The sequence below is a fragment of the Ornithinibacillus halophilus genome (assembly GCF_900129485.1).
Classification (GTDB): Bacteria; Bacillota; Bacilli; order Bacillales; family Amphibacillaceae; genus Ornithinibacillus; species Ornithinibacillus halophilus.
Genome location: NZ_FQVW01000041.1, coordinates 1 through 26570, shown reverse-complemented (window position 1 = coordinate 26570; position 26570 = coordinate 1). Strand labels below are relative to the sequence as shown.

The following is a 26570-nucleotide window of genomic DNA, read 5'->3' as shown; positions in this document are numbered from 1 at the left end:
TACAATCATATTCTTGCTATTAACGGAACCAGGATCCATCTTACACCCTTAATCACAGCTTTTTATGCAAATAACGGAACATCGAACCACCTGAATCCCTCGATGAATCCTCGTTCCGTTATTCACCAAAAAACTACTGTTTTTTGCCTCGTGATGAATCCTCATTCCTCTATCATTGCAATCTATCAACTTTTACACTCATATTCTTGCTATTAACGGAATCAGGAACCACATAACACCCTAAATCACGGCCATTTATGAAAATAACGGAACATCGAACCACCTGAAACCCTCGATGAATCCTCGTTCCGTTATCCCCTAAGCGTCGACCAAAAGCCTACTGATTTTTCCATTTCTCCACTTCATCCCGAACAATTGGGGCAACTTCTTTCCCAAATAATTCGATGGCACTCATGACATCCTCATGTGGCATGGAGCCAACTGGAACGTGGAGCATAAATCTTGTAACACCGACATTTTTACGAAGGAAGATGATTTTTTCGGCAACTGTTTGAACATCACCGACATACAATGCTCCCTCAAGGCTTCGTGCATGATCAAAAGTAGTCTTCGTGTATTCTCCCCATCCTCTTTCTCTGCCAATTATGTTCATTGCTCGTTGGGTTGGTGGGAAGAATTTCTCGACTGCTTCATCCGTGCTCTTAGCAACAAAACCATGTGAATGAGATGCCACGGTTAATTTCGAAGCATCATGGCCATTTTTCCTTGCAGCACGTTTATACAATTCAACAAGAGGTGCAAACTGCAGTGGGCTTCCACCAATAATAGCAAGAACAAGTGGTAAGCCAAGAACTCCAGCTCGAGCTACGGACTCCGGTGTACCACCACTAGCAATCCAAACCGGTAATGGGTCTTGTACAGGTCGTGGATAGATCCCTCGATTGTTGATGGAAGGGCGATGTTTCCCACTCCATGTCACTTTCTCCGACTCTCGAATCTTCAGCAATAAATCCAATTTTTCCTCGAATAATTCATGGTAATCATTTAAGTCATATCCAAATAGCGGGAATGATTCGATAAACGACCCGCGTCCAGCCATTATCTCTGCACGACCATTTGAGATGGCATCCACTGTTGCAAATTCTTGAAACACACGAACCGGATCGTCGGAAGACAATACCGATACGGCACTGGATAAACGGATATTTTTCGTCTGCGATGCAGCTGCAGCCAATAAGACAGCAGGTGCAGAACAAGCATAATCTTCCCGATGATGCTCTCCAACACCAAAAACATCTAAGCCAACTTCATCGGCCAACACAATTTCCTCTACTACCTCACGAATTCGCTCAGCATGGCTAATCACTTTACCTGTCTTCACATCAGGGGTTGTTTCAACAAAAGTAGTAATTCCTAATTCCACAATACTTCCTCCCTTTTAATCCTACTGATATGTATTACTTTTATCTTAAGGGTTTCCCAATGCTTTTGCCATTAATGACAGTCACCTAGTACTCAATTGCCTTTATTTTGTTGCTTCTTCTATAGACTTAGTAAATGCATTGGAATAATTTTCAGTTGTAAATGCCTTGTACCAATCCATATCTGATGTATAATCTTCATTGAAGTAATATATTATGGTATCGATTATACCAAGATTTTGATTATAAGTTTTAATGTCTTCTTCTGTAACCTGACCTTCTTCTATCGCTTTTACTAATACAGCTTCAACTTCATACAGAACATCATTAGCCACTGGGAAGTTTGATTTTAATTGATACAAAATCCTGTGTTGTATTTCTTCTAAAAAATCTCTTCCTTCCTCAGTTTTTGCCTCATTATTTAGGTTAATATTCCTCATAAAGTCAATGGTGTCATTAGAGTTTTGAGCTATTAGTTTCCAAGAAGAACCGAATTCTTTCTTTGTTGAAACAGATTCATTATATAAATATACATTTAAACTAACCGATATAAAAATTAAAATTACCAAAACTCCTAGTATGTACTTTCTTTTCATATTCTCCTCCACCTCTTATTTCAACGTATCCATTACTTCCTTTAACAAATTCTTCGTATCTAGTAGTCTTTTTATATTTTCGTCTGAAACTGCATCCATGTTGTAGAAATCGGCAAAGGCTTGTTTTTTATATCTGGGAACGACATGCATGTGATAATGAGTCAACTCGTTAAAAATTCCACCATTTTGCGTGACAGTAATCCCATCTGGTTTGTATAACTTCTTTAAAGCCTTTGATAATAAAATAGAGGCACTCATTATCGCACTCGCAGTCTCATTATCAAGCTCATCAACATCTACAACATGTTGTTTCGGTAAAATTAACGTATGACCTTCATTAAAAGGCATATGATCTAACAAACAAGTAACATATTCATTTTCGTAAACAATATTTGTTGGTTGGATTTTATTTGCTAATCTGCACCCTAAACATTCGATCCCTGTTTCCATAATTCCCCGTCTCCCTACTACATTCTTCATATAGCTTACTATCTTAGCATAATATTCTAAAAATAAAAATCAAGAAAAAGGCGATTCCACATGGATCACCTTATATGATTCATTTATTATAGTCCCTTCCTCAATTAAGATTCATTTATAAACCAGACAAACCAAATATGATAATAAAGGTAGTCCAACCGAATCCACATAATAATAGAATAAACGATACTATTCCCATGATAGATACACCAATACTCAATTTTGGATTCAGATCTGTTCTCTTAGTGATTGCTACAGCCAGAAATACGATTCCCATTAACCAAAGTAAATAAGTACAAGAAACTCCGACCCAAAACCACGTCAAACCTTCCCCCCAATATGCCATACTTTGAAAGGTGGTACTCATTAATAACATGGCTACAGCACAGACCAATGATAAAATTACATAAAACTGCTTTGATTTTATTACGTTCATAAGCTATAACCTCCAACCTGCATTAATTGGACACTGTTCCTAACTGTTCGAGATTGCTCTGATTTTTTTACACAATAGAGCTGAAACAATTTTTATATTAATAATTGCAAAAAATCACGTTTTCATAGACATGGCTAGTCGCATCGCTAGCCTCACGGGTATTGCTGGGTTTTCCATTTGATTGACATCCCCAACAAAAAACATATCCTGTTCGGGATAGTAAAATGCTAAGGAACCTGTTGAACCAGAATGCCCAATTAGCTCACCTTTGCCCATAAAAAGCGTTGCAAATCCATTGAGTGGAATTCTCATATATCCAGCACCATAATGAATTGGAAGCATAGAAGCTTGCAACCTATTATTTACGCTAAATTCTTGAAAAACAGTATGATTAAATAACGTTCCTTTAAAGAATGCTTTGATAAATACCATTAACTCACGAGCTGTTGAAACACATCCACCACTCGCGCGAATGCTCCTAATTATATTCGGACTATACATGGCAGTGTCCTTATAAAATACTTTTGGGATAAAATCTTCTTCACTAATTGGAAGGTAAGTACTATTAAGTTTTAAAGGTTCAAAAATAAATTGTTTATACACATCTTCCAATGGTGAATTAGTAACTTTTTCAATTATTTTTCCAAGGATTTCAAAGTTTATATTTGCGTAATGAGCTCTTTTCCCCGTATCTGGAGCAAAATGTGGCTTTATTTCCTTCGTCTTTAATAGAGTGTCATTAAACCCAATATACTCATCCTTGTTTAAAGCACGTTTTTTCGATTCAGTACTCCCTTCCTCTATCACATCCCTCAATCCACTAGTATGAAACAATATATTTGAGATTGTAAGACTACTAGAATAGTCTTGACCTTTATTAACGTGAAGGCCACTTATTGTATCTTTATTAAAATATTTGGCTACTTTATCATCCAATGATAGCTTTCCTTGCTCTCTTAAAATGAAAATACAAGCAGTGGTGAACAGCTTTGTAATACTCGCAATCAAAAATGGTGTATCTATATTCTTCCCACCGTACTCAAAATTGTAGGAAAGATCTCCATTGGCGCTTTCTACAAGAAGAACAGATTCATGAATTTGCTTTTTCTTTGTAACGCCTTCAAATATTTTCTCGAATTTTTGTTTTTGAATATCCATCATATCCCCCTTTGTTTTTCACTCTAGCAACCTACAGCGAATATTAGTTATGAATACTCCCAAATCTAATAAATATTCCTTCCTTCTCAAGTCTTATATGCTTATTAGGAATTTGGGTTAATTTCTCGTATTTTTCGTTCCAAATTATACTTTCAAAATGAGACAGTTCTCTCAGAAAACGATCAGGTGATATGTTTTCATATCGATAGCATTCGTTAGGATAGGTTTCATCACATCCAAATAATTCAAGAATATCTTCTTCAACCGCGATCCCACCGATTTTAAATTCATAAACCGAATACAATATCTTATGAAAATTTGTAAACTCTTCAAATTCGTCTCGGTCCCAATCAGGTTCATCAATTTCAGTACCATCAAACCAAAAGTTAACCATTATGGCATTAGAAGAGACCTTGTCTATTTGTAATGTTGCTTTTCGTTTTCTTGTTAGACTGACGTATAATCTCAGTCTTAAAGAATGTATGTAATTAGATTGGGGATCTTCTTCGTCATAGGGATAACCTCTAACAAAAAAGTCGATAATTTCATCAACGTTTTTATCATAAATTTCAATTCCATCTACCTTAGACAAATGAAAGATAACTTCCTGAATCGATTCTTTTTTCATTTCCTTAAGTTCCAACAAGAAACTAACTTCCAAGAAAGGACCACCTTGTAACCACCAATGCATCTTTTATCCTCCAAAATTCCTTCAATTTAACTAGCGCTCCCTGATCTAAACCGTATAACGAGCATTCCAGCTTTTAGGAAATCCAATCTTATTAGCGTAAGCATAGCGAATTAATTGCCCGTGGTGCTGTACTTCATGCTCTAATAAATCTATTAGTAGATTATTGTTAACATTATCGATGCTAACTTCTTGTAAATATTTTTCTATGTTTGTATGAGTTTCTTTCAATTTGTTAATAAGTAAGATTTTATTATGACTATCCGTTAAACTACACTCAAATCCATTCCATTGACCAGCTTTTAGAGCTTTTAAATAACTTTCTCTTGCTCCAATAATACAATATGCTTGCTCTCCGATCGTATTTGAAGGTACGTCTGGTATGGCAAACCGTAAACAGTGTTCTTCGATAGTTTCATAGAAGTCGTTAGTTAAACTCAACGCTTGTATAACCCGTTGCATCAATATATTCATATATTATCCCTCCAGCTTTCCACAGTATTTCATCTTTTAGCCACCCTGTTTACCTTTTCCCGTTTCAAAATGTTCCTATCACCCTGAATCCTGGTCATCTGTTTTTTTCTTAACTCGATTAGAAATGATATTTGTCAGTACAAGGGATATAAGTATTGGAGAAGATGTAATTGCACTCCTAAAGAAATCATTGATGGAAGGGTCAAAATACCGTAGTAGCAGTTCTATTATTACAGCGGATACTGTAAAAATTGCTATAGTTAATAGCATCTGTTTTCCTAAAGTCATATTCCCTTCCTCCTTATTGATATCAACAATAGGATTCGAACTTTGTAAGTGTAACCTACTCCCAAGTGACAAGTTTGATTAATAATCTCTAACCAAATGATACCATAATATTCAGAAAATAATAAAGCAAAGAGTACCCATTGTACATTCAATATCCTGTTTTATCTCTATTTTAATAACTAAAAAGGACTGCATATCGCAGCCCACCTAGTCTGTATTTATTTGCTATTTTATTAAGTCTAGTACTTTAGTTCGAACTCTATTCAATGCTTCTAAGTTCACTTTCCCAAATTTTTTTCTGATAATTCTTTTTGAAAGTGTATAAACTTTGTCTGCTCTCACTGCTGATGTAACTATAAGAGAACCTTCACCTTAGTCTTTTTGTTCAATCATGACTGAATAATCAAGGTCTTTTAAGTGTGAAGTAATAGCAACAACTAGAATATCATCCATCATCTGATTATAATCATCGTTTGAAATAATGAGAACAGGACGTTGTTTTCTATTTGATAAGTCACTGAATGGGACTGGACTTAAAACAATGTCACCTTATTTATACATCATTCCAAACCTCATCATCTATATCATTATCCCAAAAATCAATGCTACTTTCGCTCGCTTTTGTTAAATCTTGTGATAAACTTTTTTCTTTTTTTGTCTTTAAATACTCAGCAAAATCTAAAATTTTATCGACTTCTTGTTCTGAAATTTCATCAATAATTTTTAATAAACGTTCCTTAGCAGTATTCATGATGTGCATCATCTCTTTCATGAATAATTTATATTATTATATCACTTTGGATAACTTCATACCATTGGTGTATTAATATAAATTCACTCTTTTATTAAAACACCAAATTTACACAGTGAATTCCTTTGCGAATTACTGTGCGAACGTATATATGAACGACAGTGTGTCACCCCTAAGCGGTATCCGTTACTACATAGTAATAACCTTCCTCATAAAAAAAAGACATTCGCCTACCACCTAGTAGACAAATGCCTTATAAACTATTATTCTGTTACTTCAAAGGACATACGAACTGCTGGCATGCCTGAACCTGGATGGTCCACACTGTACGTTAATTGTGGTATCAAGGTCATATCTAATGGATTCTTTTCTTTTTGCATATACAATCCTGGATAGAGGTCCATTAAATGATGCCCTGGTTCACCAGTTGCGTATGTTGTAAATTCAAGTGTTCCTTGACTATTGAATGAACACATATACCCCATATACGCATTGTCATATGTCATATAATACGCATTATCAAATTCTGTCCAGCCACCACCTTTAATGGTGATTTTGATTGGTGTACCTACTGGGCCAGATTTCGGTTCGATACTTACAATCGAAGGAAGTATTCGCAAATAGGCTTGAGCGTAAACTTCATCCCCTACTACTACATCCATTCGGTGAGGAATTCCACCTAAATCATCTGGTATTTCAAAATCATAGGTAAGGTTTCCATCAGCATCCGTTGTTACCGTAGCAAGCTGGTCACTATCTTCATCAAAACCATTTCCACTCACACGGCTACCAACCATCGTATTCCAAATAATTTCCACTTCTTCATTCTCTGGAAGGCCTGAAGCTGTTATACTGTTTTCTTCACCAACAATGCCTTCTTCTTTTTCTAATACAACTTCCACACCATCTTTATTTTCAAGAGCTGGCATTTCTACTCCACCATCTGCTCCCTCTGGTGCTTCTTCAACAAAATCTTCCACGATCGGCTCTTCATCCGTTACGGTAAACGTAAAATCAGGTGCCGGCCATCTAGCATGTGGGGAATCCCCAAAGTTGATGTATGGTGAACCTAAATAACCAGAACGGACACTTATATGATGATCTCCAACATGGCCCGTTGCACGAATCTTGGCAACCGTTGTTCCATTTGTCGACATCCCTGTGATTGCCCCTGTGTATTTATTATCATAGGTCAATTGCCACATGGATTTATACGTGTCATAGCCTAGACCTTTAGCTTTTATTTTGATTTCAGTACCTACAGGACCAGATTCTGGTTCCATGGAAAAGGTCGGAATAACGAAAAATCCAGTTTGCCCGATTTTTGTGTCACCTTGTGCAACGACAACATTATGATTCCCACCAAAACCATCAGGAACTTCAAACGAACCCTCCCAAACGCCATCATCATTACTTGTTCCTTCTACTAGAACGATGTCACGGTCGGTATACTGTGGTCCAACAAACGTGTAAAGCCCTTCTAATTCAAAATGTCCATCATATTCATTCCACATAATTTGATAATCTTCATTTGGTTCTAATTGATCTGCTGTAAATTCTACTGTCTCTCCAATGTGAGCTTGGGTTAAAGACAGTTCAATATTATTAATCAGCTTTGTTGTTTCTTCTTCTGCATTAGCGGATGATTCGTTCTCACCCGAATCACCTTCAGAATTGTTGTTTGCATCTGAATTGGTGCACGCAGCTAACACCGTCATCAGAAAAATCATGGAAAATAAAAGTATTCTTTTCTTCATTTTACTCAACTACCACTACATTAGCTTTCATATCACCATGACCAGTTCCACAGAAAATGCTGCATAATATCTCATATTCTCCTGGTTCTGTTGGTGTAAATGTTACAGTACCTTCTTCATCAAGTTGTACATCTAAATCATGGATGACAACACCATGCATACCTTCATCATTTGTTAAATTTAAAGTAACTTCTTCTCCAGCTTTAACGTAGAATGTTTTCTCTCCGTTTTCACCTTCAAAAGAAAAGTTCTTAGCAATTAGATTAATTGTTTGATTTGTTTCCACATTTGATAAGTCAACTGATTCTTCTGCTTCTTCCTCAGTAGCTTCTTCTTCTACATCAGCTTGTCCTTCAGGAGGATTCACTGTTAATAATGATGGTGCGACATCAAATGGACGGAATTCGCCTTTTTTATCCCCAATTTCAGCAGTCACATGATATTCTAATACGCCAGTTGGAGTTTCCTCTGTAACCGGAAGTGACACCGTCCAGAATGATGGTGCTCCCTCTTCACCAGCTGGGTGAGGACCATAACGCATATCTAACACATCACCAGTTGACAAGTGTACTTGAACTTTTGTATCGTCTGGTGCTTGTTCCATTGTTTCTGGGTCAATAACATCGACTCGCCAAACAATTAGATCCCCTACTGTAAATTGACTCTTAAGTACACAGCCAGCCTTTTCTTCAACAACATCACCTGATACAACTAATGATGTTTTTGCAGGACTATCTGCATCCTCTTTTTCTACATCCTTACTTGCTTCTTCGTCGTTACTGCAAGCGCTAACAAATAATACTAGTGCAAGCAATAGAACGAGCACATTCCCCTTCTTCTTAAACATCCCTAATCTCTCCTTTAATACTATAAATTTATAACATTGCTTTCACACTATGAATATAGTGCAAAAGTAGGAGGTTATGAGATTAGTATATTCCTATATTTGCATAAAAACAAGATTTTTGTCGAAATTCGTTTTTTAACGTTCCAATTTGATAGTTACAGTGGGTGGCTTTATTTTGAAGTTGGCCATCGTAATTGTTAACAATAGAATAAACCTTATTATTATTTGAATATTATGTTATTATTATCTCAAGCTATCAAAACGGTGGGTAGGAGTGGTCCTTTGAGACAATTATTTCTGGGGAGTATCTTTATATTAATCCTATTAGCGGGCTGTAGTCAGGATGATCGTTCTAGTTGGTTTGAAACAAAGGAAAAAGCCATTGAACATGGATTAGAGAAAGAAAATGTTGACCAATCAGCAGTTCTATCAGTCGAGGAATATCAGGGAGAAACATTTGTTTTTTTCGTACGTGCAGGTGGACTTGGGGTGGCGAGTTTGACTGAAAGTAAAAAAGGATATCGTTGGTTTCGAGGTGAACCATATTTTGGTTTTGATGTTGATGATGCATTCAAAAATATCCCCTATACGACCAATGGTTTTACCTCCGAAACTAAAACAGGGTTAGAGTATTCTGTTTTATATGGACAGGTCTTCGATCACTCCATCCAACGTTTGAAGTTGTTAGGAGCTGGTGAAGAAAGAGATTTAGAGATTTTTGGTGACTCTAAATTCTTTTTTGCAATTCATCAACAACCATTTTCATCATTAGAAATTGTCCCTATCAGGAATGACAGTTGATATACTTAAAAACCATAAAAGGCGAGTGATTTCCTATTAGATCACTCGCCTTTCTTATTTAATTAAGGGTGCTCTTTCCATTTTCTAAGTCTTGTAAAACGCCGACCATTCGGCTTTTCACGTCTTCTGCTGCCTGAGGACTATCTCCTCGATGGAGGGATTCTAGTGCGCTCTGGTAAAATACTAACGCTTTTTGCCCTTCATCCATCGCTTGGTACACATCCCCAAGATTACGGTATGCATAGCCTAACAATACTAAATCATCGGTTCTCTCTGCATGACTGACCGATTTCTCCAAGTATTCTTTGGCTGTTTCCAGGTCATCTTGCAACATAAATACGGTGCCATATTCATAGTAAGCTGCTGCATATCCTAAATGGAAATCTGGAGAAGATGTATCATAAATTGCGATTTCCTCATCAAAATAAGTCATCGCACGCTCATAATTTCTCGCCTTACGCTCGGCCATCCCAAGCTGATGGTAGGCAATCGCCTTTTCTTCATTATTCCCTTCTTGTTCTGCCAAACTTAGCAGTTGCAAGAACATTTCTGTTGCTTCCTGATATTGATCCAATTCAATCTTCACATAACCAAGCCCGTGTAAAGCTTGTTTGTATAGTTCTAGATCCTCTTTATCTAACTTATCCAAGACTCCTAAATAAAGAATCTCTGCCTGCTTGTAAAGTCCCTGATTAAAAAAATCATAGGCCTTCTGTAGTTTATTGATCGTATTCTCACGCATCTTGTCACCGACTTTCTAAGAAGTATCTATTTCATAGGTCCATATCTATAGTATATAACAGGAATAGTTGTTGTACTAAAAATGTGTTTGGATATTACCAATTATGCTGTTGCTCACTATAATTCTTTTCTATACAATTAAATTAATAGAAAGATAATGGAGGTCTCCTTAATGCCAACATACAACAAACTCGTACGTGATAAGATACCAGAAATTATAAAAAATACAGGCAAAGGGCTAAAAACTGAAATTCTACCAAATGACCGTTACATAGAAGAACTTAAAATTAAATTAAATGAAGAAGTATCCGAATATCAAGAAGCAAAAACAGATATAGATGCACTTGAGGAATTAGCAGATATACTGGAATTAATGCACTCCCTGGCAAAAGTTCATGGGGAATCCATACAAAAAGTCGAACAAATTCGTGAAGAAAAGGCTGCAAAAAGAGGTGGGTTTGAAGAAAAAATCTATCTTGTAGAGGTTGATGATTAATGGAGGACATCACTTTATATACCAATAACTTACATAAACAAATTAAAGAAGATATTCGTCAGTCTTCCACCATATACATCCTTAGTTCCTTCATTATGAAGTCTGGCGTAGACGTAATTTTCGATTCGTTACAAGATGCTTTAAAACAAGGTGCGGACATTAAGATACTAACTGGAGATTATTTGTATGTAACCCAACCCAATGCATTAGTTCGATTATTAGAATTAGAAGGCGACAATATAGAAATTCGACTATGGCGTAGCAATGGGATTGCCTTTCACCCTAAAACTTATATTTTCAAGCATAGAGAAGAAGGTGCAATCATTGTTGGTTCTTCTAATTTATCTCGTTCTGCGTTTACTAGTGGGGTCGAGTGGAATCTTCGTATGCAACGTAGAGCCTCCCAACATACATTTGATGAAGCGATTGATCTATTTATAGAATCTTTTTATGATGACCAAACAATTGCTATAAATGCTGAGACTTTAAAAAGATACCAAAACGATTATAATCAGTTCCGTGCTAAAAATACCGACTTAATGGCAACTTGGACAAAGCGTGAGGAAATCGAATTAACTTTACCTACTGATGAACAAGAATCAAGTAACCAAGTACAAGATAGTTTTAAAACTTATGAAACAAAACTAGAACCACGCCAAGCACAAAACGAAGCGCTGGAAGAACTTCATTCAACCATAGAAGAAGACTATAATAAAGCAATGGTCGTTATGGCAACAGGTTTAGGTAAGACATACTTAGCTGCATTTTTTGCAAAGAGATTTAAGAAAATATTATTCATTGCTCATCGCGAAGAAATTTTGAAACAAGCAAAGAAAAGCTTCGAACAGGTCCTTCATAAAAAGGGTGGACTTTACTATGCATCTGAGAAAAACAAGAATCATGATATGTTATTTGCATCCATTTTCACCTTAAGCATTCAAGATCACTTGCATCAGTTTGACCTTAATGAATTTGATTTAATTGTAGTTGATGAATTCCACCATGCTGCAGCAAAGAGCTATACTAAAGTCATTGATTATTTTAATCCAGAATTTTTATTAGGGTTAACTGCTACACCAGAGCGCACAGATGGACAAGATGTTTTTGCTATATGTGACGGAAATGTCGCTTATGAAATAACATTTATTGAAGCAATTCAACGCGGTTGGTTAACCCCGTTCTCTTACTATGGAATTAAAGATGATATTGATTACTCCCAGATCCGTTGGCTTGGAAATAAGTATGACCAGCACGAGCTAACGTTACAACAACTTCAAACGGATCGAGCAAGTAAAATTTATGATAAATGGACGCAATATAAACAGTCGCGTACTCTCGCTTTTTGTTCTTCCATTCAACAAGCAGAATTCCTAGCAAATTATTTCACTAACAAAGGCGCGCTTGCAATCACACTCACTTCAAAGACAAAAGATATTTCAAGAGCAGAAGCAATTCGTATGCTAGAGTCTGGTGAAATTGAGATTATCTTTACTGTTGATTTATTTAATGAAGGGGTTGATATTCCTTCAGTAGATACTCTTTTGTTTGCTCGACCTACTGAATCCTTAGTTGTCTTTACTCAACAGATTGGCCGTGGGTTACGAAAATTTGCTGGAAAGGAAACCTGTGTCATTATAGACTTGATCGGTAATTATCGTCATGCCGATACAAAACTACAAGTTTTCGCTGATAAAGAGAATCCAGACAAGCCAAAGTCTACTAGAAACCCGGTTCCAATTGTACCAGAGGTCTGTGATATTCACTTTGAAACAGAAGTTATAGATTTACTTAATGAGCTTCAAAAGAAACGCAGCTCTCGCAAAGAAAGGTTATTTCATGATTATCTTGCTGTTAAAGAAAACTTAGGTAGACGTCCAACTTATAAGGAAGCACATTTGTATGGAAATATAAATTCTAAGGAATACCTTCAAGCATTTGGTGGTTACTTTTCCTTCCTACAAGAATATGGAGAGCTATCTATCCATGAAAAAGAAGTTTATCAAAGCTATTATCAATGGCTAGCAAAAGTGGAAAAAGAGCAAATGAGTAAATCGTATAAGATGGTCGTACTACAGTACTTACTAGAGAAGGGTCCTGAAGATTGGTTTAAGCCTGTTACACCTATAGATATTGCTCCATTTTTTCATAAGTTTTACATGGAAAAAGAGTATCGTAAGCAAATTGATTTTTCCAACAAGAATACAAAAAAACTTTGGGATTACAATGAAAAAGGGATTATAAAACTTCTAAGTGACATGCCACTATCCAAATGGGTAGGGAAAGATGATTTGGTGTTTTTCGACGGTGATCAATTTGGGATGAATTTTGAGGTGGATAAGGAAGATCAAGAGAGCCTGTATAAGATGACACAGCAGATTAGCGAGTATAAGTTGCATGTGTATTTTGAGAGGAAAGGTGTTAAAGAAAAAAGTCGATTGATATGAGAAGGTGCTAATATGATTCTAGAACCATCTAAAGAAGTAATAGAAAGTGTGTTAATAAACTTAGATTATTATGACTTAAGTTTTCTTAACTATGACACCTACTCAAAGATATTTTGGTACGATGGTTATCTCGACACCAATTATAGAATTAAAGTAATTGTTAATGAAACCAAACTAGAAATATGGGACTGTATTTATACTGAAAACAACTATGTTCGTGCAGGTGTTGCAAAATTTAAACAAGGAGTTTGGGAAGTAAAATATGAATAGCATAATAAATATTAAAAATAGTAGCCAGTTAAATTACTAGCTACTATTTTTGTTTATATATTATCCGTACTCAGTTAGAGAAGGTTAATTTCTATTATTTAAACTAGATCTGTCCGATTGCTTCCATTCTCATACCATAGTACTTTTTCAGATAAGAATCTACCATTTCCTCTACTTCTTCTACTGTTAACATATCTAATATCATTGCACCACCGACCACATTCAGGTACTTATTAGCCTGAACAAAATGATCTCGTTTGATAGGTATTCCTAATTCTTGCCATTTTAATAATGTTTTTAAAATCCCTTTAGTTATATTACGGTTTGATGTGAAGTTACTTGCAAAGAAAACAACACTTCTCGCAGAAAAATCCTTCTCACAGAAGAACTCAGTTAACCAATATGGATTTTTTTCATTGGTTTCATCGTAAGTCATATAGCCAACCCACCATAACCTTGCAAGAACATGAACAAAGAGAGAACGTTTTTTTGAGTTTTTAAAAAACATTCCTGTATTAATACGAGTATCGTTCTTGTTTTCCAGTTCATTTTTCAAACGGTAATAAGAAAAATCCCTAAACTGAGTGTGAGCTAAACCAGACCACAATCTCTCTTGAGTTGCTTGTGATAAATTCAAATGCTTAAATGCATCATAAATTTTTTTTACATTTTCACGGTCACTAACACTATAGTCTTCATGATAATTCAATTCTGGCATATCAAATTCTATCTTGGATTCAATTACCCTTCCAGGCTCACTAAAATAATTGTCAAACCAGAAATTATCTTTTGTATAATAATAGTCTTTATAAGTGCTATAATTTGTTCGTAAGTCCATCAATGTCTCTTCAGAAATAAATTTCAACTTCATATCCATCCCCCCTTATATTTTTTCAATCTCTTCAAAGCTAGTTTTTAAAGGTTTACGCAGGACAAGTTGAGCAGCTTTTAATGCCGACAATGAATCACTACCCACATCTTCCAATCTATAGTTATTTTCATCAAATATCTTTTCTAATACTTGATACCATGTGTACTCTTGTAGATCCTCAGTATTTTCATGGATTTTAGAAAATACATATACCAAGCTTGGTGTAATAACATTTGATAATATAGTGTTTTTCAATCTTGACTTAGCATTAGTCGCGTATTGATTATATTCATATTTTGGCAAAGAAATCGTTATAATATCTGACTGAATATCTACTTCCATAAATTCATTTTTTAGAGATTTTGATATTTTTACAATGGAAGGTAGATTAAGCATTTCTAAATTATCCTCATACATTGTGGTTTCTATTGCATCCCCAATTGCTAGTATATTTCCTTTTTCATATGTGATTGGGATGTCTTTAAACCAATCATTTAAGTTATCATTAGTGTAATTTTCAATTCGTTTATTTGCGATAATATAAGTATGAATATTGATTTTCCCACGCAAATTCTCCGTTGGGATCGTTATCTCAAATACTTTTTGATTCGATTTATAAGCATGACGAAAACTAGTTTGCCCACATTCAATATGGACAAGGTATACAGCAATATCTTCTTCTATTAGTCTTGATATTTCCGTGTTATCTAATGAAAATTGTACTTGTATTTTTACTTCTCCGAATGAATCTTGGACATCAAATTCAGTATAGAAGGTAGAAGATACATAATCATCATTATTCACATATAAGACAGGATATGGATATGACTTACTAATTTTCATATAGCTCTACCTCCATTACACAGTAATTCGGATAATCAATAACTACATTAAGAATAAATTGTTCATCTTTGTTTAATGAGTTTAAATGAACAGTATTTGATGATAATTTTTCTATAGTAACCTTTGGATTACTTACTGATATTTGACGAATTGGCAAATCATAATCGTTCTGCTCACCTAACACACGAAAAACTAATCTTCCATTTGCAATTGTCTTTTTGGGTTGAATAATGAAACGATACCTTCCATTACTTTTATCTACACAAATATATTTTTGTTGTATTGCAATTGGTTGTTTACTAGGTTTACGCTGTTTTTCCTTATCATTTAACCCAGTCATAGTAGGGTCTAATTCATTGTTACCACCTGTATCCCCGGTTCCTCCAGCATTAGAACCCCCATCCGACTGTGTATTTCCAAGATTTCCCCCTTCATCACCTGTTGGACTGATCCCATATTCACCCACAAGCTGTTCTTCAATTTCCTTAGTTTCCTTACCTTTCCGTTTTGAAACTTTCTTTGTATCTTGTATTTTATCCTTTTTAATTATAGATTTAATCGTTTTGTTTAATGATTCTGTTTTATTCTCAGATTCATCTAACATTAGATTTTTATTAGGTAAAAAGTCACTCAATCCTACTGCATCCATTTCATCGGTGATTTTTTCCTGGAATTTACTTTTTACTGTATCTCTAATAAACTTTCGTAATTCTGCATAAATCTTATCTGCTATTTTTGGATCTTTTTCATACCGTTTTGGAGACCATTCATTATGTGCTGGATTCTCCATCTGCTTAAATATCCGATTCATATTTGGTCCAGTTATCATTAAAATACCAGTAAATGAAATACTTCCACTAATATTTTTCTGTTCAAAGATACGCATACCTGTTTTTCTAGTCATTAATACACGTCTATTTAATTCGTCAGCTTCTCCATTTAATAGATACAGTTCAGCCTCTCCTTCATCAAAGGAGATATTGGCACGTTTATAATTTTTTGCTGGATATGGCACGATAGATGTCTTTTTTGAAATTAATAAGGAAAAGTAATGTTTTAATGTTCGATTTTCTTCATTGTCATCAAGACCATTAATTAATAATTCAATGTTTCGATGATTAATCTCAAATTCATTAATTTTTACAACTAATTGCTTACGAAAGATAGTAATAAAGAAATTGAATAACACAGATTGTATGGCTTCGTTTTCCCAATCATCCGTACTTGGTTCAAATGCTGGTATAAAAATATCAGTACCTGTTTCAATTCTATTAAAATCTGGGTCTAGCATTAATTGTCCAGGAATAGCTAAGGAATTCTCTGTATTAGTAAAGTAACCATTCCCTAACGTAGTAAGATTATTTTCCTTTTTAAATGACATAATATTTGCTACACCAATATGAGATTTATAACCTGTTATGTCAAAAGATGAATAAAATAGAGTTCGTAATTTCGAATTTAAAAAAGGAGCTGATTTTCCTATTCCAAAACTACCTCCAGAACTTTCATCCTTATTAGAAGAACCTGCTTCTTTGACCAGAGATGACCATGGTGTTCCTAATTTCCCTTCTCTTGCTCCTTCTAATCCTTTAGTATTAAAGTCACTGATTCTTAAATAATTAATATTTTCTTTTTCTAGAATTTTTAAGCCATCTTTAATAAAGTCTTCACTTTTTTTATTAAAACCTTTCCAAGTGCTCTCACACAATTCAAATGCGCGAACTAATTCCCTTTTATTTGGAAATATTGAACTATTTGTAGAAAAGTTACTAAACTCAACTACTACTGGATTGGTCGAGTCTTTTACTGCATCAAGGGCATTTTGTATTACTTCACGCATTAATGATTCAATTGCATTACCTCTAAATGTTTCTAACCCTGCATTATTAATTGAATTTATCATTCCACCAGTAGCAGCCGGAAAATTCCAATAGGATTTCATTTATATCCTCCCTGTTCATAACTTTACTCATTTGTAATCTATACAAATTGTTTATTAAAATTAGACCAAAATATCCATACATTAACTTATAGATTTCTTCTATAAAACTAGTTCTTTATTACTATTCTGCTCTTGGTTGTAACTATTGTCAATGATACTTACCAATACACGAAAAAAGCAGCAATCCACTTGTCCTGGATTGCTACTCTCTCATATATCATTATTCTCTACTATTTACCAAGAAAAATTAGATAGGGATTAGTATCATCACTTATCGTTTAACTTTCATTTACAATATAATAATATAATGTATTATCTACTGGTTTCTCTAAATTCATATTCATGTGAACCACTGGGATTTCTTTCCCCTTCTTGTCTAACATTTTATCCTGCTCAACAGTCTTTTTATCTGGAAGTGCTTTTCCTAAATAATAGAATCCACTTCCCTCATCGTCATCTTTCTTTACAAAAATATGAATATCGTAGTTGTTTTCTTTTGCGTAAATAATTTTTTTCACTTCTTGTGATTCAACTGTCCTATTACTTCGTGTATACCATAACAATGTTTCCGTGCTAATAAATTCATCTCCATAATCAACACTTGAGTCAATTTCATCCTTTTTATGGTATGTAATAAAGATTGGACACGTTTGATGTTTAGGTTTATATCCGTACATTGTTGAGCTTTCATCATTATGCCAATTTAATAATTTACATGCATCTTTTCTTGAATACTTTTGATATAAAGTCAGTGGGTTATCTGATTGATATTTATTTGATTTTTCAACACCACTTTTATAAATATCAGTAAAAAGATGATTAAAAAATTTATTCTCCGATAAACTTTTTCTTATTTTATCATTGAATGTATATACTTGTTTATCTGACAAATAAAGTAAAGGTTCGTTTCCATATTTCTTTTGATCTGTTTGAGTAAAGAAAGATAAATTGAATACTCGGTGCACAGAATTAATGGTTTCTTCATCAGTGGAACACCCATTATTTTGCAACACATCTAAATATTTAGTATATTCCACATTTCCTTGTTCCAATAATAATCCGATTAAAATCAATTCATGTTTACGTTTACCATTTAATATTTCAGAAGATAACATAGTCAAAACACTGTTATCATATCCAGTTATTGCAGGAACCTCTTCTTTCATTTTTACTAAAAACTGAAAATGATTTTTATGTTTATCCACTATCACTAAAGGATCGATGGAATGATTTTTGATAAAATCATGGAAATATGGAATTCTTCCAATTCTATTTTTTAATTCAGTATAAGCTTCTTTTAGTATTTTCAACGCAGTTAAATTACTATTATTTATAGATTTGTATATCTGTTTCTTAGCAACTTCTTCAAAGTTAACAGTTGAAACACCTTTAATGTAGTGCGTTTCAGCTGTCTGTCTACGGATGTTATCTTTATTTTGAGATTTATCTCCAGATAATGCTACAGGAATTAAATAATTGTTTTTGTAGTTACCAATAAAGTCTATAATTGTGACAAAGTCTTTCGAGTCATGTTTTCGCAATCCTCTTCCTAATTGTTGAATAAACACAATACTAGATTGAGTTTGCCTTAACATTACTACTTGATTAACACTTGGTATATCTACACCTTCATTAAAAATATCAACAGTAATTATATAATCTAATGCTCCATTTTCAAGACGTGAAACCTGATGCATTCTTTCTTCCTGTGAATGATTGCCTGTTAGTGCAACGGTACGATATCCTTTTTCATTAAAAGCATCTGATAGCTTTACAGCTTCATCTTTCCTACTACAAAACATTAACCCTTTTACACAATCACCTGAGTATCCATAATAATCTATTTTATTTATAATATGATTAACTCTTTCTTCTGTAACTAATCTTGATAAGATAGTTGTATCATCAATTAATTCACCATCATATTCTAAATCCGTTACTCCAAAGTAATGAAATGGGCATAACATATCTTCTTCTAAAGCTTCTTGTAAACGTATTTCATAAGCAATATTATAGTCGAACAACTCAAATATATTAAAGTCATCCGTTCTCTCAGGAGTTGCTGTCATTCCCATTAGAAATTTTGGTTTAAAATAATCGATCACTCTTAGATATGACTCAGCACCAGCTTTATGAACCTCATCAACAAGAATATAATCAAATTCATCATGAGCAAATGAGTGTAAGTTTTCTCTCTTAGAAATTGTTTGGATTGTAGCAAATAAATAGTTAACATCTGTTTGCTTGTTAGAACCAGACAAAATCCCAAAATCTCTATCTGGACCTCCCATAATTCGTTTAAAGTCTGACTTAGCCTTATTAAGAATTTGTTCTCTATGAACAATAAATAGCATTTTCTTCGGTGCAAATCTTCTTACATCAAAAGCTGAAAGATACGTTTTTCCTGTACCTGTAGCTGATATTACTAAACCCCTACTATTTCCCTTATCCCTTACCTCCTGAATTTGTTTGAGAGCAACTTTTTGCATTTTGTTAGGTTTAATACTTATAACTTCCTCAATCGAATTCTTGGCTTGGTAATTTAATGGAAGTTCCACTACTTTTTGTGCTGTTTTAAAATCAACAGGTTTATAACTTTTCTCATATTGATTAATCCAATATTCATTTAATGGTTGTGCTTCTTTCCAAATACTCTCGAATTGATTTTTAAAATGATATACGATATCTCCATTTTCATGCGAGGTTAATTTTATATTCCATTCATAATTTACTTTTAAAGCCTGAGCGGTCAAATTGGAACTGCCTACAACTAGAGTAGAATAATCCTTATGATCAAATATGTATCCTTTTGAATGAAAGCCTTCAACATCTGCTAATCTCACTTCTACATTACTAATCTTTAATAGTTCTCGAAATACTTTAGGATTATTAAAATTTAAAAATGTTGATGTTAAAATCTTACCTTTAATTCCTTTATTATGAAGATCTAGGAGTTGTGACTTTAAAGTTGCAAGTCCACTTTCTGTAATAAAAGCTACAGAAAAAATAAAAGAATGACTAGCTTCTAATTCTTCTATGATGGTAGAGAGAACAGTTTCATTACGTTTAGTGTTATTTACAAGTAACTTGGGTCTATACCGTCCATTTCTGTACCGCTCTCTATCTATGAATCCATGATGTAATGATGTTTCTAAATCTTTCAATAATTTATCCATCTTAATCACCATCTATAGTTATTGTTATATATTTCAAATAATTTATTATGTACTTCACTAAATAATAATTATAGCCTTGATAACTTTTCTATTGCTGGAATGTCAGCAGGTGCCCAATCTAACGTAGTTAATTCCTTAGGTGGTAGCCATTTAATAGAAACATGTTCTGTTAATTTTGGGGTTCCCTTAACTAAATCACACAAATATGTTGTCAGGTGCACAATACCAAAGTCATATTCATACACTGTATGTTCAACCATTTCTCCAATTTCTATTGTGCAATTCATTTCCTCATTTATTTCTCGTTTTAATGCTTCCTGTGGAGTCTCCCCTTTTTCAATCTTTCCACCTGGAAATTCCCACTTATAGGCTAAAGTTTTTGAAGGGCCTCTTTGAGCACACAAGATTTTATTATTTTCTTTTATTACTGCTCCGACCACATGTATGTCCTTTTTCATAAAATAACTCCTTTCAGTTTTATAGAAAATATATTTCGGCTTATATAATAGATATTAACATAAATAATAGAGTTAACTATACTACACAGGCTTTACTACTGTTCACCTAATACCATAAGTTCAATTTAAATCTGAGGACCCATCTATAAAATAGAGTTGATTTTAAGCAGTTTATGGTAAAATAGAGTTGATTTTTTAAACAATAGATTCTTTGACTAATATAGGAATTAATAAATAGAAGTTATTGTTATTAAGGCTAAGGGAGGAAATACAGTGAGCTATGAAATTATTACATTACCAGGCTATCGGGCAGTTGGATTAAAATGGGAAGGGACATTTTCTGAGATTGTACCTCATTTAAAAAACATCATAAGGCAAATTGAAGAGCGTGCTGATGAGCTAGCTTACAAGGTGAATCCTAATGTTCAATTAGGTCTATCCTATCATGTGATTGAAAATGGATTTGTGCACTATGCAGTGTATGAGGTGAGTGATCAGCAGGAGATTCCTGATGGGATGATTGAAATAGAGGTTCCTGAATTGACATATGTAAAGGCCACCCATAATAAAGGAGAAGACATACAAAAGACTTATACAGACCTACATAAATGGCTATTCGCAAGCAATTATACCGTATATAAAGAACCTGGTGTAAATTACTATGATCCATATATGCCAATCAAACATGAGCGTTATCCAGTTGAACGTGACCAAAATGATCCACATTTTGAGATTTATATACCGATTGTGACGAAAGAGTAATCGGTGAAACAGGGATTTCAATGAGGGTACTAAAGGGTAAAATTAGAACTTACCAGCTAATGATACCCTTGGTAAGCAAAAGAGATAGGATTTCAAAATTTCTCTTCTTCTAAACTGTTCGTTGCAATTAAGCCATTCCTGCTGCATTATAACAATAAGTTTTATTTACTTTAATCTCCTTTTTGCCGTCTTTTGTCTCTCACAGAAACGATATGAACAACCAAATAGATTAAACCAATAACTAATGGAATATATGGAAAATAATAAACAGACATTTTCATAAATGCTAATGGTTTTTCTGGATGAGTTTGTTCAGCATACATGATAATAACTCGAACAATAAAAAATAGTAATAGTGATGTTGATATATAAATAGCAGAAATCACATTATTCATCAAATACCACCCCTTATTTGTAGCCATAATTATTAAAAATTCCAACTTAACTTTTCTCCTAATAGTTCCAAAGAAAGCATCATTGTTGCTGTTCTAGTAATGTACAAGTTACTTTATGTACATTATCACCAAACATCAGTATTTCAATATAAAAAATAACATCATAGCAGTTATCCCAAGCGATGATGTTAACCTTAACATTTCTAGTATTTTGTTCCCGTAGTGTCAAAAAAATTATCTACATTACTATTCATGGATTAATTCTAAAAATCTAACTTCATAATCGTATTCCTCTTAGACCTATTGCATTTCTTATCTCAATTATGATTTCTTCAGCGCCTGTATGATAAACAATGGTATCTCCATTAGATTTAAGTAACTCTTTTGTAGCTAATTTAGGATCTTCAATAACATTTATTAACGACACATCAGTTACAATCTTTTTATCATCTTCTAGGTAATAGTCGAGGATGTTGAGTTTAATATATTGATTTGGATACATTTTTCTAATCTCTGACCACTTCATAATAAACACCGTCCTAAAGCGCCCGTTACATCAATCAAAATATCGGAAATAAAGAATACAGAACAGCACCTACAATTATTCCTGCCACAAATAAACCAATATATTTTTTGTTCATTTTCATTCCCCTTTGTAAATATTCATAGACTCGGTCTATATTTTTGGTATAAACAAACTCAAGTCCTCCGACTCCTTGTATGGTTTGAGTTACATCATGTGCTTCTGGTCTTACCTCTATATGTTCTAGTTTATTGACATTAAAGATTGTTCCAGCAGAACCAGTATCAATTAAAACCTTTTCTAATTTTAAGCTTCGCCCTCGAAAAGTTACTGTAACCTCTGTAAATGGTAATTTTGACATTTCCTTAATCTTAATCATATTTTTCTAAGCCCTGTCCATTTTTTCTCATGAATATCAAGATCCTTTCTAGATGTATGAAAGAAATACAATTCCCGATTCGGCATTTGCTTATGTAGTTCATTATGGCGACGAAATGCGTCCATCGAGTCTTGGAAAGAGTCTATTACTGCTATATCATCTACTATGCGATAATTATTATCTGAATGAGCTTCAATTGCTTCAAATACAACCCATTTATCAGGATATGCTTTTCTCACTTCTTCCCATAACATATATGCTCCTCCTCTTCAAAATTTTCTTACCATCATTATATCAAAATTTCACTAATTCACATCAAATCTTTATTAAAGATGTACCCTTTAGTTTGAGACTCCCACATCTTAACACAAGACTCACTATATTCAGAGTATTTATTCAGATTTAAAGAAATAGTACAAGAAAAGGTTCCGTCAAATACAATGACGAAACCAATGTTATTTATAGCAATATTTTAGATTCGATTAATGATGGTGATGATGATGTCCTGGTGCGTCACCTTCTATTTGACACAAAATTGAATTGTCATGTAGGTGAGCAGACGTTTCTAATTGAATCGTCATATGATGAATATTTTGGTGTTCGAGGTCATGTTCAATTTGTCGAAGCATTTGTTCACTCTCTGCAATGGTCAGTTGATCATCTACAACTGCATGACAGGAAAGTGAATTTAGCCCACTAGTAATCGACCAAATATGCAAGTCGTGAACATCATGAATCCCCTCTGTGTTCAGGATAATTTGAATGACTTTCTCCACGTCAACATTTTTGGGAGTCCCTTCCATCAGAACATGAAGGCCAGATTTGGTTACATGATAGCCGCTGCGTAACACAAGTGCTGCGACAATTACGCTAGCGAGTGGATCAGCCCAACCCCACCCTAGAAACATAATGAGTAAGGCAGCAATAATGGCACCAATGGAACCGAGCATATCACTTATTACATGCAAATAGGCTCCACGCATATTTAAATTCTCTTCTACATCTCCACCACGCATCATAATCCATGCAACAACTATATTAACGACTAAACCAATGGAAGCGATAATTAACATGCCAGTGGAAGCAACTTCCGGTGGATGTTGGAAACGCTCGATTGCCTCATAAAATATAAAAATAGCGATAATAATGAGGGTTACTCCGTTAAGCACAGCTGCCAATATTTCAAACCGTTTATATCCATATGTTTTACTATAATTCGCAGCCTTCTCTCCAAACTTAAACGCAATTAAGGCAATCCCAAGAGATATCGCATCACTTAACATATGTCCTGCATCGGCCAACAAAGCAAGACTGTTCGTAAGAAGGCCACCTATTGCCTCAATAACCATGTATAACGTAATAATAATAAAACTAATTAATAAAACTTTTTTATTTGAACCATGTGTATGGCCGTGACCGTGTCCCATGATTTGCCCCCTAATCTAATGATGAGTAGCATGATTGATTGCTTGTTTTAATAAATTCATGACGTGATGATCATCTTCTGAATAAAATAATGTAGACCCTGCTCTTCTATATTTGACCAACCGTAAATTTTTCAAGAAACGCAATTGGTGAGAAACCGTCGATTGTCCTAAATTTAATGTTTCTGCAATCTCATTAACGGAATGCTCCCCTGTACACAATAAATTTAAAATGCGAATTCTAGTCGGATCACTCAAAGCTTTAAAGGTTTGTGATACCACAAACAATGTTTCTTCATCCAAATGCTGTTGACTGTCAGTAAAAGAGTTTTCTTCTTTTTTCTCTTCACTCATTCGTTTCACCTCTCCAATTTCAATCGAACAATATATGAACATATGCTCATATATACGTTATGATATACCTATGCAACTGTCAATTAGAATGTGACTATTTATTGTAGGAAATGAAAAAACTATTTTTACCATCCATACAGATTCCAATTGGATGTTTACTTTTCAGAATCTTCATGATAAACTAGTGGAAAATCAGATGGGTAAGGAGATGGTATTGAGATGGCTGAAACAGAAAAAATCACAATTAATTCAAATGTTGTAGATTTGGGGAAGATTGATTTATTGGTGGAGCAAGGCTTCTATTCAAACCGTACAGATTTTATCAAAACTTCAATTCGAAATCAATTAACCTCCCATTCAAGAGATATTGATCATGTAATAGAAGAAAAGTCGTATGCAATTGGAATTGTCCATTACAGTAGAAAAAATCTTGAGAATTTATTGGAGAAGAACAAAGTATTAGATATTAAAGTGGTAGGGATGTTAGTTATAGATGATGATGTCGATTTAGATTTAGCAAGAAAAACCATCAAATCGATTATCGTTTCTGGTGTATTCAGAGCTAATTCAAAAGTAAAGGATTTCTTTAAGTGAGCAACCAAAGCATTTCCCGGGGTTTGTTCAGCATATTTAATTTTTAGGGGGTAGCTTCAACTTTGGGTTCTATTTTATTCTTCTTTGGTATTATATTAATTGCTTCTATTCTACAAACTAGTACTGGTTTTGGGTTTTCCATCATGGCAACACCCTTTTTACTAATGTTATTTCTACCTCAAGAAGCCATACAAATAAATCTGATTTTATCTTTAATTATTTCCATTTCATTAATAAGTAAAATCAGAAAGGACATTGATTTTTCAATTGTAAAGAGATTTATCATTGGCAGTATAGTGGGAGTACCCTTTGGTATAATTATCTTTATTTCCATGAGCATAACCACTTTTAAAATAGGCGTTAGTATACTGCTTTTAGTTTTAACATTGCTGTTGATACTTAATTTTAGGGTAAAGGGTACTCGCACTAGAGATTTCATTGTTGGTGGATTGTCTGGTCTTTTAACTACAAGCATCGGTATGCCTGGTCCTCCATTATTGCTGTATTTTACAGGAACTGATACTCAAAAAGAAAAGTTAAGGGCAACTACTTTAGCTTTTTACCTATTTATATATTTTATCAGTTTAGTGACACAAATAATCTTTACGGGTACAAATACATTAATATGGGAATCAAGTCTTTATGCAATACCACTTGTGTTTTTGGGGTTATTTATAGGGCAAATTATTTTTAAATGGCTTAATCAACGTATTTTCAGGATATTTACATATATACTTTTGAGTTTCACAGGTATTTACCTCCTTATCGAAAGTTTGAACATATGAATCATGTTCTTATATACCAAAAGGGGCATTAGAGGGAACAATATGTTAAAAGTAATAGCTATAATAATCGTATCTATTATTTTTGAATTTGTAGGGAAAACTTAACAAACACCACACACTGTTTTAAACTTATCCTACAAATCTATTCCATTGATTCTTTTCCCTTTACGGAGTATAATCAACATCATATATTCAAATATTTGAATATGTTTATAAAAGCGTATAGCGCCCGTTTTGCGACGTACGGACTGGGACTGCGATTACTCGCCCCACCGAAAACATTTGCGCCTGGCCATGCCAGGTGGTTCAATGTTGCCACGCAAAGTGGCGGTTTTAATTGAACATTCCTACGTAGGACAAGGAACGCTACGACAGCGAAACATCGCACGCAGAAAATGCAAATGTAAATGCATTTTCAAGGAGATAAAGGAAACATGCCCCTTCATAGGGGTATG

At 34.1% G+C, this 26570-nt stretch carries 32 protein-coding genes; 7 read left to right on the top strand and 25 right to left on the bottom strand.

The window, feature by feature from the left end; all coding sequences use genetic code 11:
- Positions 1 to 337 precede the first annotated feature (337 nt).
- The 12 genes from BUB12_RS13715 to BUB12_RS13660 form a co-directional block, all read right to left on the bottom strand.
- Complete coding sequence (locus tag BUB12_RS13715) at positions 338 to 1384, bottom strand: LLM class flavin-dependent oxidoreductase (protein WP_072891495.1); 1047 nt, start codon at positions 1382 to 1384, stop codon at positions 338 to 340.
- 102 nt (positions 1385 to 1486) lie between these two features.
- Complete coding sequence (locus tag BUB12_RS13710) at positions 1487 to 1978, bottom strand: hypothetical protein (RefSeq protein ID WP_072891494.1); 492 nt, start codon at positions 1976 to 1978, stop codon at positions 1487 to 1489.
- Between the two features lie 15 nt (positions 1979 to 1993).
- Complete coding sequence (locus BUB12_RS13705; protein WP_072891493.1) at positions 1994 to 2428, bottom strand: HIT family protein; 435 nt, start codon at positions 2426 to 2428, stop codon at positions 1994 to 1996.
- A 145-nt stretch (positions 2429 to 2573) separates the two neighbouring features.
- The gene (locus BUB12_RS13700; protein WP_072891492.1) at positions 2574 to 2894 is read right to left on the bottom strand and encodes a hypothetical protein; all 321 of its coding nucleotides are present in this window, start codon (positions 2892 to 2894) and stop codon (positions 2574 to 2576) included.
- Positions 2895 to 3008: 114 nt separating this feature from the next.
- The gene (locus tag BUB12_RS13695) at positions 3009 to 4052 is read right to left on the bottom strand and encodes a serine hydrolase domain-containing protein (protein ID WP_072891491.1); all 1044 of its coding nucleotides are present in this window, start codon (positions 4050 to 4052) and stop codon (positions 3009 to 3011) included.
- Between the two features lie 43 nt (positions 4053 to 4095).
- A complete protein-coding gene (locus tag BUB12_RS13690) occupies positions 4096 to 4743 on the bottom strand; it encodes a hypothetical protein (RefSeq protein WP_072891490.1) in 648 nt (215 codons plus the stop codon).
- A 45-nt stretch (positions 4744 to 4788) separates the two neighbouring features.
- Positions 4789 to 5214, bottom strand: a complete 426-nt coding sequence (locus tag BUB12_RS13685) for a hypothetical protein (protein WP_072891489.1) — start codon at positions 5212 to 5214, stop codon at positions 4789 to 4791.
- Positions 5215 to 5292: 78 nt separating this feature from the next.
- Positions 5293 to 5502, bottom strand: coding sequence for a hypothetical protein (locus tag BUB12_RS13680; RefSeq protein ID WP_072891488.1), 210 nt, complete (start codon positions 5500 to 5502; stop codon positions 5293 to 5295).
- Positions 5503 to 5874: 372 nt separating this feature from the next.
- Complete coding sequence (locus BUB12_RS18270; protein ID WP_200801078.1) at positions 5875 to 6045, bottom strand: type II toxin-antitoxin system PemK/MazF family toxin; 171 nt, start codon at positions 6043 to 6045, stop codon at positions 5875 to 5877.
- A 10-nt stretch (positions 6046 to 6055) separates the two neighbouring features.
- Positions 6056 to 6274, bottom strand: a complete 219-nt coding sequence (locus tag BUB12_RS13670) for a DUF2281 domain-containing protein (protein WP_234982718.1) — start codon at positions 6272 to 6274, stop codon at positions 6056 to 6058.
- Positions 6275 to 6516: 242 nt separating this feature from the next.
- On the bottom strand, positions 6517 to 8010 hold the full coding sequence (locus BUB12_RS13665) for a hypothetical protein (RefSeq protein ID WP_072891486.1): 1494 nt from the start codon (positions 8008 to 8010) through the stop codon (positions 6517 to 6519).
- 1 nt (position 8011) lies between these two features.
- Positions 8012 to 8857 (bottom strand): cupredoxin domain-containing protein, encoded by an 846-nt coding sequence (locus BUB12_RS13660; protein WP_072891485.1) that lies wholly within the window; start codon positions 8855 to 8857, stop codon positions 8012 to 8014.
- A gap of 282 nt (positions 8858 to 9139) precedes the next feature.
- On the opposite strand from BUB12_RS13660, the gene BUB12_RS13655 reads away from it, so the two are divergent.
- A complete protein-coding gene (locus BUB12_RS13655) occupies positions 9140 to 9658 on the top strand; it encodes a hypothetical protein (RefSeq protein WP_072891484.1) in 519 nt (172 codons plus the stop codon).
- A gap of 58 nt (positions 9659 to 9716) precedes the next feature.
- Here BUB12_RS13655 and BUB12_RS13650 read toward each other — a convergent pair whose 3' ends face one another.
- Positions 9717 to 10400 carry a tetratricopeptide repeat protein gene (locus BUB12_RS13650; protein WP_072891483.1) on the bottom strand — a complete coding sequence of 228 codons (684 nt, stop codon included), beginning with the start codon at positions 10398 to 10400 and terminating at the stop codon, positions 9717 to 9719.
- Between the two features lie 171 nt (positions 10401 to 10571).
- On the opposite strand from BUB12_RS13650, the gene BUB12_RS13645 reads away from it, so the two are divergent.
- Genes BUB12_RS13645 through BUB12_RS13635 form a run of 3 tightly spaced genes read left to right on the top strand, consistent with a single transcriptional unit; the run spans position 10572 to position 13609 of the window.
- Positions 10572 to 10895 carry a nucleoside triphosphate pyrophosphohydrolase gene (locus tag BUB12_RS13645; protein WP_072891482.1) on the top strand — a complete coding sequence of 108 codons (324 nt, stop codon included), beginning with the start codon at positions 10572 to 10574 and terminating at the stop codon, positions 10893 to 10895.
- Positions 10895 to 13339, top strand: coding sequence for a DEAD/DEAH box helicase family protein (locus tag BUB12_RS13640; protein WP_072891481.1), 2445 nt, complete (start codon positions 10895 to 10897; stop codon positions 13337 to 13339). The genes BUB12_RS13645 and BUB12_RS13640 overlap by 1 nt, the downstream gene beginning before the upstream one ends.
- A 12-nt stretch (positions 13340 to 13351) precedes the next feature.
- Positions 13352 to 13609 (top strand): hypothetical protein, encoded by a 258-nt coding sequence (locus BUB12_RS13635; protein WP_072891480.1) that lies wholly within the window; start codon positions 13352 to 13354, stop codon positions 13607 to 13609.
- 103 nt (positions 13610 to 13712) lie between these two features.
- Here the strand turns inward: BUB12_RS13635 and BUB12_RS18085 are convergent, their stop codons facing one another.
- From BUB12_RS18085 to BUB12_RS13610, 5 genes are all read right to left on the bottom strand, one after another.
- On the bottom strand, positions 13713 to 14480 hold the full coding sequence (locus tag BUB12_RS18085) for a DUF6339 family protein (RefSeq protein ID WP_234982717.1): 768 nt from the start codon (positions 14478 to 14480) through the stop codon (positions 13713 to 13715).
- 12 nt (positions 14481 to 14492) lie between these two features.
- Positions 14493 to 15323 carry a hypothetical protein gene (locus BUB12_RS13625; protein ID WP_072891479.1) on the bottom strand — a complete coding sequence of 277 codons (831 nt, stop codon included), beginning with the start codon at positions 15321 to 15323 and terminating at the stop codon, positions 14493 to 14495.
- Entirely contained in the window at positions 15313 to 17265 is a 1953-nt protein-coding gene (locus BUB12_RS13620; RefSeq protein ID WP_072891478.1) for a hypothetical protein, read from the bottom strand. The genes BUB12_RS13625 and BUB12_RS13620 overlap by 11 nt, the downstream gene beginning before the upstream one ends.
- A 278-nt stretch (positions 17266 to 17543) precedes the next feature.
- The gene (locus tag BUB12_RS13615) at positions 17544 to 20441 is read right to left on the bottom strand and encodes a DEAD/DEAH box helicase (RefSeq protein ID WP_072891477.1); all 2898 of its coding nucleotides are present in this window, start codon (positions 20439 to 20441) and stop codon (positions 17544 to 17546) included.
- A gap of 68 nt (positions 20442 to 20509) precedes the next feature.
- Complete coding sequence (locus BUB12_RS13610; protein WP_072891476.1) at positions 20510 to 20899, bottom strand: (deoxy)nucleoside triphosphate pyrophosphohydrolase; 390 nt, start codon at positions 20897 to 20899, stop codon at positions 20510 to 20512.
- 273 nt (positions 20900 to 21172) lie between these two features.
- Here BUB12_RS13610 and BUB12_RS13605 point away from each other — a divergent pair, with 273 nt between their 5' ends.
- Positions 21173 to 21661: a GyrI-like domain-containing protein gene (locus BUB12_RS13605; protein WP_072891475.1), complete on the top strand. Its 489-nt coding sequence runs from the start codon at positions 21173 to 21175 to the stop codon at positions 21659 to 21661.
- A gap of 170 nt (positions 21662 to 21831) precedes the next feature.
- Here the strand turns inward: BUB12_RS13605 and BUB12_RS13600 are convergent, their stop codons facing one another.
- The 7 genes from BUB12_RS13600 to BUB12_RS13575 all read right to left on the bottom strand — a co-directional run bounded on the left by BUB12_RS13600 (position 21832) and on the right by BUB12_RS13575 (position 24736).
- Complete coding sequence (locus BUB12_RS13600) at positions 21832 to 22056, bottom strand: hypothetical protein (protein WP_143155642.1); 225 nt, start codon at positions 22054 to 22056, stop codon at positions 21832 to 21834.
- A gap of 79 nt (positions 22057 to 22135) precedes the next feature.
- Positions 22136 to 22285 carry a hypothetical protein gene (locus BUB12_RS18080; RefSeq protein WP_234982716.1) on the bottom strand — a complete coding sequence of 50 codons (150 nt, stop codon included), beginning with the start codon at positions 22283 to 22285 and terminating at the stop codon, positions 22136 to 22138.
- Between the two features lie 48 nt (positions 22286 to 22333).
- The gene (locus BUB12_RS13595; RefSeq protein ID WP_072891473.1) at positions 22334 to 22582 is read right to left on the bottom strand and encodes a hypothetical protein; all 249 of its coding nucleotides are present in this window, start codon (positions 22580 to 22582) and stop codon (positions 22334 to 22336) included.
- A 34-nt stretch (positions 22583 to 22616) separates the two neighbouring features.
- Positions 22617 to 22958 carry a pepsin/retropepsin-like aspartic protease family protein gene (locus tag BUB12_RS13590; RefSeq protein WP_084063358.1) on the bottom strand — a complete coding sequence of 114 codons (342 nt, stop codon included), beginning with the start codon at positions 22956 to 22958 and terminating at the stop codon, positions 22617 to 22619.
- The gene (locus tag BUB12_RS13585; protein ID WP_072891472.1) at positions 22955 to 23212 is read right to left on the bottom strand and encodes a hypothetical protein; all 258 of its coding nucleotides are present in this window, start codon (positions 23210 to 23212) and stop codon (positions 22955 to 22957) included. The genes BUB12_RS13590 and BUB12_RS13585 overlap by 4 nt, the downstream gene beginning before the upstream one ends.
- A 228-nt stretch (positions 23213 to 23440) precedes the next feature.
- Positions 23441 to 24385, bottom strand: a complete 945-nt coding sequence (locus BUB12_RS13580; RefSeq protein WP_072891471.1) for a cation diffusion facilitator family transporter — start codon at positions 24383 to 24385, stop codon at positions 23441 to 23443.
- Between the two features lie 15 nt (positions 24386 to 24400).
- The gene (locus tag BUB12_RS13575) at positions 24401 to 24736 is read right to left on the bottom strand and encodes an ArsR/SmtB family transcription factor (protein ID WP_072891470.1); all 336 of its coding nucleotides are present in this window, start codon (positions 24734 to 24736) and stop codon (positions 24401 to 24403) included.
- A 219-nt stretch (positions 24737 to 24955) separates the two neighbouring features.
- Here BUB12_RS13575 and BUB12_RS13570 point away from each other — a divergent pair, with 219 nt between their 5' ends.
- Both BUB12_RS13570 and BUB12_RS13565 read left to right on the top strand, forming a co-directional pair.
- On the top strand, positions 24956 to 25330 hold the full coding sequence (locus BUB12_RS13570; RefSeq protein ID WP_072891469.1) for a CopG family transcriptional regulator: 375 nt from the start codon (positions 24956 to 24958) through the stop codon (positions 25328 to 25330).
- Positions 25331 to 25392: 62 nt separating this feature from the next.
- Positions 25393 to 26115, top strand: a complete 723-nt coding sequence (locus tag BUB12_RS13565; RefSeq protein ID WP_072891468.1) for a sulfite exporter TauE/SafE family protein — start codon at positions 25393 to 25395, stop codon at positions 26113 to 26115.
- Positions 26116 to 26570 lie beyond the last annotated feature (455 nt).